This is a genomic window from Flavobacterium sp., assembly GCF_004211145.1.
Taxonomy (GTDB): domain Bacteria; phylum Bacteroidota; class Bacteroidia; order Flavobacteriales; family Flavobacteriaceae; genus Flavobacterium.
Window position 1 is genome coordinate 1 of sequence record NZ_SEBS01000061.1, and the last position, 11,406, is coordinate 11,406.

Annotated in this window: 12 protein-coding genes, 3 tRNA genes and 2 pseudogenes; 15 read left to right on the forward strand and 2 right to left on the reverse strand. The window is 46.3% G+C overall.

Going from position 1 to position 11,406, the window contains the following annotated elements:
* The 3 genes and pseudogenes from EOO50_RS17155 to EOO50_RS17160 form a co-directional block, all read left to right on the forward strand.
* On the forward strand, positions 1-297 hold a 297-nt coding region (locus EOO50_RS17155; protein ID WP_290841514.1), incomplete at its 5' end, for a CBS domain-containing protein.
* Positions 298-435: 138 nt separating this feature from the next.
* Positions 436-625 (forward strand): annotated as a pseudogene (locus tag EOO50_RS17730) (hypothetical protein); the annotation flags it as partial.
* Between the two features lie 136 nt (positions 626-761).
* Positions 762-950, forward strand: a pseudogene (locus tag EOO50_RS17160) (hypothetical protein); the annotation flags it as partial.
* A 155-nt stretch (positions 951-1,105) separates the two neighbouring features.
* On the opposite strand, the gene EOO50_RS17165 reads toward EOO50_RS17160, so the two are convergent.
* Positions 1,106-2,779 carry a PNGase F N-terminal domain-containing protein gene (locus EOO50_RS17165; RefSeq protein ID WP_290841515.1) on the reverse strand — a complete coding sequence of 558 codons (1,674 nt, stop codon included), beginning with the start codon at positions 2,777-2,779 and terminating at the stop codon, positions 1,106-1,108.
* Between the two features lie 58 nt (positions 2,780-2,837).
* Between EOO50_RS17165 and EOO50_RS17170 the strand changes: the two genes are divergently transcribed.
* Positions 2,838-3,326, forward strand: coding sequence for a 3'-5' exonuclease (locus EOO50_RS17170; RefSeq protein ID WP_290841516.1), 489 nt, complete (start codon positions 2,838-2,840; stop codon positions 3,324-3,326).
* Here the strand turns inward: EOO50_RS17170 and EOO50_RS17175 are convergent, their stop codons facing one another.
* Entirely contained in the window at positions 3,327-4,508 is a 1,182-nt protein-coding gene (locus EOO50_RS17175; RefSeq protein WP_290841517.1) for a hypothetical protein, read from the reverse strand.
* Between the two features lie 44 nt (positions 4,509-4,552).
* On the opposite strand from EOO50_RS17175, the gene EOO50_RS17180 reads away from it, so the two are divergent.
* The 11 genes from EOO50_RS17180 to tuf all read left to right on the forward strand — a co-directional run.
* The gene (locus EOO50_RS17180) at positions 4,553-4,795 is read left to right on the forward strand and encodes a PspC domain-containing protein (RefSeq protein ID WP_290841518.1); all 243 of its coding nucleotides are present in this window, start codon (positions 4,553-4,555) and stop codon (positions 4,793-4,795) included.
* An 83-nt stretch (positions 4,796-4,878) separates the two neighbouring features.
* Positions 4,879-5,748, forward strand: a complete 870-nt coding sequence (locus EOO50_RS17185) for a helix-hairpin-helix domain-containing protein (protein WP_290841519.1) — start codon at positions 4,879-4,881, stop codon at positions 5,746-5,748.
* A 15-nt stretch (positions 5,749-5,763) separates the two neighbouring features.
* Positions 5,764-6,906 (forward strand): acyl-CoA dehydrogenase, encoded by a 1,143-nt coding sequence (locus tag EOO50_RS17190; protein WP_290841520.1) that lies wholly within the window; start codon positions 5,764-5,766, stop codon positions 6,904-6,906.
* Positions 6,907-7,005: 99 nt separating this feature from the next.
* Complete coding sequence (locus EOO50_RS17195) at positions 7,006-7,899, forward strand: hypothetical protein (RefSeq protein ID WP_290841521.1); 894 nt, start codon at positions 7,006-7,008, stop codon at positions 7,897-7,899.
* A gap of 237 nt (positions 7,900-8,136) precedes the next feature.
* A complete protein-coding gene (gene rpsU / locus EOO50_RS17200) occupies positions 8,137-8,331 on the forward strand; it encodes a 30S ribosomal protein S21 (protein WP_191021501.1) in 195 nt (64 codons plus the stop codon).
* Positions 8,332-8,390: 59 nt separating this feature from the next.
* Entirely contained in the window at positions 8,391-9,293 is a 903-nt protein-coding gene (locus EOO50_RS17205) for a tyrosine-type recombinase/integrase (RefSeq protein WP_290841522.1), read from the forward strand.
* A 23-nt stretch (positions 9,294-9,316) separates the two neighbouring features.
* Positions 9,317-9,619 carry a ribosome-associated translation inhibitor RaiA gene (raiA, locus tag EOO50_RS17210; RefSeq protein ID WP_290841523.1) on the forward strand — a complete coding sequence of 101 codons (303 nt, stop codon included), beginning with the start codon at positions 9,317-9,319 and terminating at the stop codon, positions 9,617-9,619.
* A gap of 90 nt (positions 9,620-9,709) precedes the next feature.
* A tRNA-Thr gene (locus EOO50_RS17215) sits at positions 9,710-9,783 on the forward strand.
* A gap of 67 nt (positions 9,784-9,850) precedes the next feature.
* A tRNA-Tyr gene (locus tag EOO50_RS17220) sits at positions 9,851-9,931 on the forward strand.
* Positions 9,932-10,343: 412 nt separating this feature from the next.
* A tRNA-Thr gene (locus EOO50_RS17225) sits at positions 10,344-10,415 on the forward strand.
* Positions 10,416-10,465: 50 nt separating this feature from the next.
* Positions 10,466-11,406 (forward strand): elongation factor Tu (gene tuf / locus EOO50_RS17230; protein WP_290841524.1); only part of this gene is annotated, 941 nt, incomplete at its 3' end.

Genomic DNA, 11,406 nt, shown 5'->3' on the forward strand with positions numbered 1-11,406 from the left:
GCCATCGAACGCATGCGCAAATACAAGATCTCGCAGATTCCCGTGATCGACATCAACGGTTTCGTCGGATCGCTTGACGAAACCGATTTGTTCCAGAGTTACATCCAGGACAAAAACGTCTCCGAAAAACCGATCCGTGAAATCATGGGCGCGCCATATCCTGTCGTGAAAGCGGGAACGCCCGTCGAGGAACTTTCGAAACTCATAAATAAAGAGAACCAGGCCGTGCTTGTGGATCTTGGCGACGGACGCCATCATATCGTTACCAAATACGACGTGATAGGGGCGATAAAATAGATTGACAAAAAAAATAAAGGAAAGCGCGGATGCTATTTATGTATCCAAATTTTTTATTACACAATTAAGATAGTTAAGTTTAGTTAAGCGAAATCTCAACTAACCTTAACTATCTTAACTGTTTAAAATAAGCAACGAGTATTCCACGATTCGGGAAGCCGATACGTAGGCAAGATGTTCAACGACGACTGGATGCGCGAACGCGGTTTCCTCGACGAGGAAATCACCAAGTCCGAAGACCTGATCAGAACCAGGCCTGCTTGTGGATCTTGGCGACGGACGCCATCACATCGTGACGAAATACGACGTGATCGGGGCGATAAAATAGATTGACAAAAAAAATAAAGGAAAGCGCGGATGCTAGTTACGTATCCAGATTTTTTTACACAATTAAGATAGTTAAGTTTAGTTAAGCGAAATCTCAACTAACCTTAACTATCTTAACTGTTTAAAATAAGCAACGAGTATTCCACGATTCGGGAAGCCGTTATGTAGGCAAGATGTTCAACGACGACTGGATGCGCGAACGCGTTTTCCTCGACGAGGAAATCACCAAGTCCGAAGACCTGATCAGAACCAGGCCGTGCTTGGATCTTGGCGACGGACGCCATCATATCGTGACGAAATACGACGTGATTGGGGCGATAAAATAGATTGACAAAAAAAATAAAGGAAAGCGCGGATGCTAGTTACGTATCCAATTTTTTTATTACACAATTAAGATAGTTAAGCGAAATCTCAACTAACCTTAACTATCTTAACTGTTTAAAATAAGCAACGAGTTTTAGTACAACCTAACGCGGCTCTTTTATTTTTCACCAATCAATACACCCGAAACGTTCCAAGCGCTAAAACTCGTTCCTTCATTCGCGCCAAGCGGAATCTTTACTTTAACCGTATGCGTTCCCGCTTCCAAATCGCCCAAGTCGATCCAGATCGGATTCGTCGTCGTTCCCGGACACCAATTCGATCGGCTGTAATCACTCGACGACAATCCGTTCTCGAAATTCCCGGATGCCGGATTGCTCAACCGGTACGAGCCGCAATCGGTTCGCCAAGGCGTAAATGAAAAGACCTCTTTTTGGTCGAGATGGATCGTGTTCTTCTTCGGGACGAATTCGTCTCCGTTTTCCCAACCGCCGTGGCCTGTCGTGATGTAGCGCAACTTGGCGTTTTTAAGTTTTGTCGCGATCTCGAATGTGACTTCGACGCCTTTGTCGCTGCTGAACATCGTGCCGTATTCCTGTCCCGCCATTTCCATGACGTTATTCGTGTTGAACAGTGCGATAACTGTAGTTTCCGGTTTTCCGGCAGTCGCTTCTTCAGGATGAATCGTAATGTTCACGCTGGCCTTGTGGCCGCCTTTGTCGTAATTGCCGATGTTGAGCCCGATGTAGACTTCCTTATCGCTCAATCGCGGAATGAAATCCGAGATATCCTGGCGATACATCACGCTGTCCTGCCAAACCTTGTTCTTGAGCTTCAAATTGTTGTATTGGCTGACTCCGAACGGCGTAAAAAATCGCATGAGTTCCAGCAAAGGTTCGTAATCAGGAGTCTTTACGACGCCTTGGTATTTTTTTCCGTTTCCGTTTTCATAGATCGGCAATTTGTCGGCGCCCGATTGCAATCCGTCGAGAAACGTAAGTTTGGCATCGGTCGGAATCAAGAAAACCGAGCCCGTCCGGTCGTAAGCATCGCCATTCGATTGTTCGGTCACATCGACGAAAACCTGGCTGCCTTTCGCGATTTCAGGCAGTTTCACTTTCTTGACGATTATCGTTCCGTTCGCGAATCGCAAAATGCTGTCGTTCGATTTCGATTCGCCCGAGAAATTCACGATTTCCTTCTTGAAAATTTCGATCGTTTTGAAACGGCTTTTCCAAATGGCGTCGCGATACGTTAAGGCGTCGACGATGGGTTGCAAAGATTTTGTGTTTTCTGCTTCGGGCAATTTCTTGAGTTTTTCGACTTTCGTTGCCGTTATCGAGAAATTCCCGTTTCGTACGGTTTCCAAAACCAATCCCAGTTTTTGTCCCAACGACGACGGCGCGCCGAAAACACCTAAATCGTTCGTGTACCAAATTTCGATCGTATTCGAATTGATGACGGTTTTGGCTTTTTTGCAGTTGTAGCCCAGGATTTTCTTCGTGTCTGGAAGCAGTTCCAAAGTCTGTTTGGCGAGCGAGATGCTGTCGATCGTGCGCACCGATTTGTTTGGCGCTATGAAACCCGTTTGGGTGATCCGGCTCGATGCGATGTCGATATTCGATTTTTCGTATGGAATCGATGCTTTTCCCGATTGGATCTTGTCGGACGAAATCTGTGAACCCGCCGCCGACGCGAACACGATTATCAAATCCTGATTTTCGACAAGCTTGCCGTTCGAGTTGCGTGCATACGTGACTTTTACGGGTTGCGATTTTTGCGGATAAGACACGATTGCCAGCAGCAGCGCAAACGCGATAAAATATTTTTTCATGGGAAACGTTAGGTAAGCAAATATAGCGATTCGTATCTTGCGCGTCCAAACCAAACACATGACCTTTACCGCCATCGATTTTGAAACTGCCACGGGCTACGCCGAGAGTGCTTGCGCCGTGGGCATCGTAACCGTGAACGATGGAATCATCACCGAGGAATTCTACACGCTGATCCAGCCGCCCAACAACGAATATTGGTATCGCAACGTCATGGTCCACGGCATCAAACCCGTGGAAACGATAAATGCGAAAACGTTCGACGGCGTCTTTCCCGAAATCCAAAGACGGCTTTTCGGGCGCAAGATCGTCGCGCACAATGAAGCGTTCGACCGCAATGTCCTGGCGAAAACGATGCGTTATTACGGTTTATATTACGACGAACTCGAGATATCGGATCGTTGGGAATGTACGTGCAAGATTTACAAGGCGAAAGGCTACAAGCCCGCGAACTTGAAAGCGTGCAGCGACAGGAACAACATCCAGCTCAATCATCACGAAGCGCTTTCAGATGCTCGTGCGTGCGCCAGACTTTACTTGCTCCGATAATTATTGATAGATCGCGATCTTGTGTGTGCGCAATTCATAGCTTTTCACGTCCTTGCTGCCCGACAACCTGAAGTTGATCGCCTTTGACGCTTGTTTCGGCATGTGGCAATCGATGCAGCCTTTTTCCAGATCACGCTGCGTGATGTCCATGTTGCCGTGATTTGAAGTTTTGTGGCAATCCATGCAGATTTTGGTGAATCCCGCGATCGTCTGCCTGTTTTCCTGATGCGAATCGTGGCAGGATGTGCAATTGAGCGTCTGGCTTTTTATGAAGCATTTGCTTTGTCCGAGCAATTGCGCCTGATTGCCGTGTACATCGTGGTTCGCGCTTTGATAATCAGGCGACGGTCGGTAATAGTCGAATAAATTATCACCGGGCTTGAATTCGAATCTCGACTTGATTTTCATGCCCGCAATTCCCGAATGACAAATTGAGCAGGCGTCGTTCTTTTGGGTATTCGTAAACAATTTGAAGCTCGCGATTCCAAAGGCTTTTTTCTCGGTCGGGAACGCGATGTGATGATCGACATGGCTTTTCGCCGGACCGTGGCAACGTTCGCAGTCGATCCCGAAAACCGCGGTTTCCGGATTTACGGAATTCCCGATGTCCATCGACGATATGTTTCTTTGGTCAGACGCGGTCGTTACCTGTCTGTTGTTCACGTTCGACGCGTGACAGGCGTAGCAGTCCTTTTCCATTATTCGGCCAAAAAATGGACGATCGTCAGGAAATCCCGGGCTTGAACCCCAGGCATCGGCCGATTTGTAATAGGAAACGGGTAATTCATAGGTTTGTCCGTCCTTCCAATATGCTGAAGTTTGGGCGTTTTTTGATCCAAACACGATGTCGAATTTGTATTTGGCTGTTTCCTTTCCGTCCAGATATACGACTTGATAAAAACCGTCGTGTCGTTTTTCCATGACGAGTTTGGTGTGTTCGTCATATTTGAATTCGTGGTCCACTGGATTGAATTTCCCAAGCACGTTATCTTCAGTCGCCAACGCCGTACTCGATGAATGAGCGTCGGCCAGCCAGGATTTGTGTTGGGGCGCGTGACATTGGATGCAACTCTGGTCGCCCGCGAAATCAGTTCCGCGCGGATCGATGTAGGGCGAATCGTTTTGCTTGCAGCTTGCAACCAACGCAAGAAGCGCAAATAATAGGAAACCAAATTTTTTCATCGACGTAAATATAGTCTTTCCTTTAAAAATTGTAATTTTATGAAGTGGAAAACCAAAGAGCACCTTTCGTATTGCGACTCAAGTATTTCTTTGAAAAATACGGATTTCAGGTATCGTCGCGCCTCGCCGATAAATTGGGCATGCGCGCCACGAGCGTCCGGTTGTTTTTCATCTACATTACGTTCGTCACGGCGGGATTGTGGTTCGGGGTTTACCTCACGCTCGCATTCTGGATCAGGCTCAAGGATTTGGTCCGCGCCAAGCGAAGTTCGGTTTTCGATCTGTAACGACAATCTCAATACTCAATACTCAATACTCAATACTCATAACTCAATCTAGTACATGCCATCTAATTTAAATACACGCCAAAATGAATCCACATCTACAACCGTATCTCAATTTCACGAGATCACAGCGCATCGGGCTTGCCGCACTTCTTAGCCTGATTGCAATCGTTCAATTATCGTATTGTTTCATCGATGTCACGCCCGACGACAGCAACAGCGCCCGAAAACGCAACTGGCTTGCACTCCAGCCGAAAATCGATTCCCTCAAAAAGGAAAAGCGCGATTACAAGCCAAAGATTTATCCGTTCAATCCGAATTTCATTACCGATTACAAAGGATATCGTTTGGGGATGTCGGTAGCGGAAATCGACCGATTGTTCGCGTTCAGGAAACAGAACAAATACGTTAACTCAACTCAGGAATTTCAACATGTGACGAAAGTTTCGGATTCGTTGCTCGCGACGATTTCGCCTTATTTTAAATTTCCCGATTGGGTGACGAAGAAGCGCGGTTTCGCGAACAAGGAATTTTCGGCATTCAAGAAAGAGAAAATCGTCAAGATCGATATCAATCGCGCGACTCAGGAAGAACTCATGAAAGTTTATGGAATCGGGCCCGCGCTAAGCGAACGCATCCTGAAGCAGCGGGAATTGCTCGGGAATTTCGTCGACATGAAGCAGATGGCCGACGTTTGGGGATTGTCGCCCGAAGTCGTAGAGAAACTCGAACAGCGATTCTTTGTTTCAGGCAAACCCGAAGTCAAAAAGATTGCGATAAATGACGCTTCCCTCAAAGAACTCGCCGCCTTTCCCTATTTCAGGTACAAGATTGCCAAGTCGATCCTGACCTATCGCAGTATGAACGGAAAAATCACAAACACTGACGATTTGATGAAAATACCCGAGTTTCCTGTTGATAATGTAAAAATAATTAGCTTATATTTGGAATTATAAAAAATACAACCAAATATGAACTTTGATTTTATAGAAACCGAATCGATGATCGCCGATTCAATCAGAGATTTTGCCGAACAACACATCCGTCCGAATATTATGGAGTGGGACGAAGCCCAAACGTTTCCTGTGGACCTTTTCCACAAGTTGGGAGAAATGGGTTTTATGGGCGTGTTGGTTCCTGAGGAACTCGGCGGTTCGGGTTTGGGTTATCATGAATATATTACCGTGATCGAGGAAATCTCGAAAGTCGATCCGTCGATCGGATTGTCGGTCGCGGCCCATAATTCACTTTGCACGAACCATATCCTGACGTTCGGGAACGAAGAACAAAAACTGCGCTGGATACCTAAGCTCGCTACCGGACAATGGATAGGCGCTTGGGGTTTGACCGAACACAATACGGGATCCGATGCCGGCGGGATGAATACGACCGCAGTGAAAGACGGCGATCACTGGATTTTGAACGGAGCGAAGAACTTCATCACGCATGCGATCTCAGGTCAGGTCGCGGTCGTGATTGCGCGCACGGGAGAAAAAGGCGATTCACGTGGCACGACTGCTTTCGTGGTCGAGAAAGGGACGCCGGGATTTTCATCGGGGAAAAAGGAAAACAAGTTGGGCATGCGCGCGAGTGAAACCGCCGAGCTGATATTCGACAATTGCCGAATTCCCGACGAGAACCGTCTGGGTAACGTCGGCGAGGGTTTCAAACAAGCGTTGGCGATCCTCGACGGCGGACGCATTTCGATCGGGGCGCTTTCATTGGGAATCGCGAAAGGCGCGTATGAAGCCGCACTTAAATATTCGAAGGAACGACAGCAGTTCGGGAAACCGATCAGCGAGTTCCAGGGCATCGCGTTCAAGTTGGCCGATATGGCGACCGAGATCGAAGCTTCGGAATTATTGCTCCACAAGGCGGCGTATTTGAAGAACAACAAGAAACCGGTCACGACTGCGGGCGCGATGGCCAAAATGTATTCGAGCGAGGTTTGCGTACGCGTTTCGAATGAGGCCGTCCAAATCCACGGAGGCTACGGTTACACAAAGGATTTTCCAGTTGAGAAATTTTACCGAGATTCGAAATTGTGTACGATTGGAGAAGGAACTACCGAAATCCAGAAATTAGTCATTTCGAGAAATTTACTGAAAGACTGAGTTTTTAAAACCGATATGGAAAGCCGCGATTTTGTCGCGGCTTTTTTTGTACTAAAATAATGCTCGTGACGTTATCAGGGAACAACCAATAACTAAACTATGAAAATCAAAATCTTCTCGCTCGCGGCGCTCGCCGTGATGCTGTCGTCCTGTGCCAGTGACGATTCAGGGAATCCAACCACGAACAGCAATGTGATTTCGCACTTCGTGGAAACGCGTTCGACTGTAGAGAACGGGACGAACGTGCAAACGCAGTCAATTCTCGATTATACGATCGTGGATGACAGGTTTGGGACGTACACGATAGAGACGTTCGACGCCGGCGTGAGTTTGGGAACGCAATCATTCGCCGATTTTTATTACCAAGGCGATTTGCTTTCGTCGGTGCAGGATTTCGATGGCGTACGGGAATTCCATTACGACGCCCAAGGCCGATTGGTCGGTGCCGGGCGTGAGTTGATTTTAGGCGGCGGCGTGATTTATTACAGGTTCGTGCACCAGCCGGGCAATGTTGTTTTTTGCGAGCGTTTGGATGCGCCGTATAATCAGGCGGGTGCGCAGATCGTATATCGAAACATATTGGATTTCGATGCGGATGACAATCTTGTCTCAGCCGGGCCCGATGTGAATCTCGACGGACAACCCGACAGCCAAAACCTCTATGAGAATGCGAACGGAAATATCACGGGTGCGGATTTGAGTTCGGGGCTTGACTTCGTCTACAATTATTCAAACATCATAAACAATCGCCAGTATCTCGTTGAAAATACATACGGGAAGCAAGTGATGCGTTTGATGTGTTCGGAAACATATGCGAATGCAAACCAGGATCAGATCGCCGAGACGCTTTTCTCAAAGCATCTGTTCGATTGGGAAGAGGACGACGCGACGTATGAGACGAACGCCGATAATTTCATCACGAAGAAAACGATCATCGAGCCTTTTGACGACACGACGCAGATTTTGATCGTGACCGAGTATTTCTTTAATTGACGGTTTGCGTGAGGGATGCAAGTGGAAATCCTTTGTGATTTTCGGGGCGGCCGCAGGCCGCCCCGAAAATCACAAAGATTGGAACGGGTCAGCCCGACGGCGGCTTTTTGAAATGGCGTCGGCAGACGCTGAATTTTCAAGCCGCCGGCACGCCCAAATAAAAATTGTCCATTGTCCATTGCCCATTGTCAATTAATTACTACTTTTGCCACCCTAAAGAGAGGAGGTGTCTTAACTATGCTAATCATTCCAATTAAAGACGGAGAAAACATTGACCGCGCGCTTAAGCGTTACAAACGTAAATTCGACAAAACCGGAACAGTACGCCAGTTGCGTGCTCGTCAGGCTTTCGTGAAACCATCTGTATCACGCAGAATGCAGGTTCAGAAAGCGGCTTACATCCAGCACATGAAAGACGGCCTGGAAAACTAGGACATCGTTTTTTATAATATAATCAACCGTTTGCTATCTTTGATGCAGACGGTTTTTTTATGCGCGATAATCAAGGTGCTTTTGAGGAATATTTACGGGCGGAACGAAATTATTCGGGCCACACGGTTTTGGCGTATATGGCCGACATAGGCGCGTTCTCGCAGTATCTGGAAAGTGAGTTCGGCGATGCGACGGTCGATCATGTGAATTATCCGCAGATCAGGAATTGGATCGTGTCTTTGGTCGATGCGGGAATCGGGAACACGTCGGTGAACAGGAAAGTATCGTCGTTGAAGGCGTATTTTAAGTTTTTGCTCAAGACGAAGCAGATCGAGGTAAATCCATTGTTGAAGCATAAATCGTTGAAGGCGCCAAAGAAGTTGCAGATTCCGTTCTCAGAAAATGAACTCGAAGCGGTTTTGCAGCAAATGGAATTTGCTCCGGGATTTGAGGGAATGCGCGATAAGTTGATCATCGACTTATTTTATACGACGGGAATGCGGCGCACTGAATTGATTCATTTGAAAGTGTCGAACGTGGATTTGTACGCGGGTACTTTAAAGGTCATCGGGAAACGCAACAAGGAGCGCATTCTACCTGTTTTGCCAATTATATCACAACAGGCCAGCGCGTATCTTCTTGAACGTTCGCGTTTACAAGACATTAGTGATAAGGATGTTTTCTTCGTGTCGTTAAAAGGCGTTAAATTGACCGATTCGTTTGTGTATCGACTTATAAATAGCTACTTTAGTAATGTGTCAGGCAAAGTAAAAAAGAGCCCGCACATTCTCAGGCATACGTTTGCGACGCATTTGCTGAACAACGGTGCCGACTTAAATTCAGTAAAGGAACTATTGGGGCATTCAAGCCTGGCATCGACGCAAATTTACACCCACAGCAGTTTGGCTGAATTAAAACAGGTGTACGGAAAAGCGCACCCTCGCGGCCAAAGTGATTCCTGAGTAATAACCTAAAAACTTTTATTATGAAGGTAAATGTGCATGCAGTAAATTTTACTATCGACGGAAAGCTAGTGGATTTCATCCAGGAGAGAATGGATAAATTGGAGAAGTATTACGATCGTGTCGTTTCGGCCGACGTATTTTTGAAAGCCGAGAATATTAGCGAGAAAGAGAATAAGGTATGTGAAATGAAAATTCACGTTCCCGGAGATGAATTCATCGTCAAGAAACAGTGTAAAAGTTTTGAAGAAGCTGCAGACTCATGTGCCGAATCGGCCGAAAGGTTATTGGTGAAAAGAAAGGAAAAGATCAGGACGCATATCTGAGAAAAAATTTCAGAAAAATGTTTTGATTACCAAATTAAAAGATATACATTTGCAGTCCGTTAGAAATAGCGGGCTTTTTTTATGAATAATGCCGGTGTAGCTCAGCTGGCTAGAGCAGCTGATTTGTAATCAGCAGGTCGTGGGTTCGAGTCCCTCTATCGGCTCAAAAGAATGAAAAAGTTGTCAGTTTTTACTGATTTGTTCTTTAAGGTATTGACATGAAAAAGGTTAGGGGAGATACTCAAGCGGCCAACGAGGACGGACTGTAAATCCGTTGAGCAATCTTCGCAGGTTCGAATCCTGCTCTCCCCACAAAGCTTTTTATTTGTTGCAGGCGTCGAAAGCTCCGCTTTCGTAAGGCTGGAACAAATAAAAAGATTTAGTAAAGGTTCACCTTTACAGGATCACCGAGCTTGCGAGGTAATCCCGTGGGGTTTAAAATCGGGAAAAGTTTCTCTGATTTTTATAACAACTTCTCTGAAAATGAGTTGTTTGTCGGATCAAACTAAAAACAAATTGAAAGGTTCTCCCTTGTAATCACACCGATTCAAAGTCATGTTAAAATGACTTTAAATCACATTGATTGTAAAAGCCCTTCAAAAGCATAGACGACGGGTGTCTGCCCTGAGTCTTAGACAATCCTTCGGGAGCGTCAGAATTCTAAAGTTTGAACGTAAGCAGCTTCCAATTGTTTGCGTTCAAAATTAGAGTTTGTAAAAACCTTGCCGGTGTAGCTCAGGGGTAGAGTGCTTCCTTGGTAAGGAAGAGGTCACGGGTTCAATTCCCGTCATTGGCTCAATTTGGAATTTGAACACTATTATATAACTAAGATTAAAATCAAGTAAAATGGCAAAAGAGAATTTTAACCGGAACAAGCCGCACCTTAACATCGGTACTATCGGCCACGTTGACCACGGAAAAACTACTTTGACTGCTGCTATCACTAAGGTATTGGCAGAAGCCGGTTTTTCTAAGACTGCAGCTAAATCTTTCGACCAGATCGATAACGCTCCGGAAGAAAAAGAAAGAGGTATTACAATCAACACTTCACACGTTGAGTACGAAACAGCTAACCGTCACTACGCACACGTTGACTGTCCAGGTCACGCGGATTACGTAAAGAACATGGTTACCGGTGCTGCTCAGATGGACGGTGCTATCTTGGTAGTTGCTGCTACAGATGGTCCGATGCCACAAACACGTGAGCACATCCTTTTGGGTCGTCAGGTTGGTATTCCACGTATCGTTGTTTTCATGAACAAAGTGGATATGGTTGACGATGCTGAGCTTTTGGAGCTTGTTGAAATGGAAATCCGTGACCTATTGTCTTTCTATGAGTACGATGGAGATAACGGTCCAGTTATCCAAGGATCTGCTCTTGGAGGATTGAATGCTGACCCGAACTGGGTTCCTAAAATCCTTGAACTAATGGAAGCTGTCGATCAATGGATCGAAGAGCCGGTACGTGACAACGCTAAGCCGTTCCTTATGCCAGTTGAAGACGTGTTCACGATCACAGGTCGTGGAACTGTTGCAACAGGTCGTATCGAAACAGGTGTTGCCAACACAGGTGATCCAGTTGAAATCATCGGTATGGGTGCAGACAAATTGACTTCTACAGTTACTGGAGTTGAGATGTTCCGCAAAATCCTTGACCGTGGTGAAGCAGGAGATAACGTAGGTCTATTGTTGCGTGGTATCGATAAAGCTGACATCCGTCGCGGTATGGTTATCATCAAGCCAGGATCTGTTAAGCCACACGCTAAATTCAAGGCTGAGGTTTATAT

Coding starts and splice junctions, on each gene's coding strand:
- EOO50_RS17205 (WP_290841522.1), top strand. CDS start 8,391: ATGCGCGATAATCAAGGTGCTTTTGAGGAATATTTACGGGCGGAACGA.
- EOO50_RS17170 (WP_290841516.1), top strand. CDS start 2,838: ATGACCTTTACCGCCATCGATTTTGAAACTGCCACGGGCTACGCCGAG.
- rpsU (WP_191021501.1), top strand. CDS start 8,137: ATGCTAATCATTCCAATTAAAGACGGAGAAAACATTGACCGCGCGCTT.
- EOO50_RS17165 (WP_290841515.1), bottom strand. CDS start 2,779: ATGAAAAAATATTTTATCGCGTTTGCGCTGCTGCTGGCAATCGTGTCT.
- EOO50_RS17185 (WP_290841519.1), top strand. CDS start 4,879: ATGAATCCACATCTACAACCGTATCTCAATTTCACGAGATCACAGCGC.
- EOO50_RS17175 (WP_290841517.1), bottom strand. CDS start 4,508: ATGAAAAAATTTGGTTTCCTATTATTTGCGCTTCTTGCGTTGGTTGCA.
- raiA (WP_290841523.1), top strand. CDS start 9,317: ATGAAGGTAAATGTGCATGCAGTAAATTTTACTATCGACGGAAAGCTA.
- EOO50_RS17195 (WP_290841521.1), top strand. CDS start 7,006: ATGAAAATCAAAATCTTCTCGCTCGCGGCGCTCGCCGTGATGCTGTCG.
- EOO50_RS17190 (WP_290841520.1), top strand. CDS start 5,764: ATGAACTTTGATTTTATAGAAACCGAATCGATGATCGCCGATTCAATC.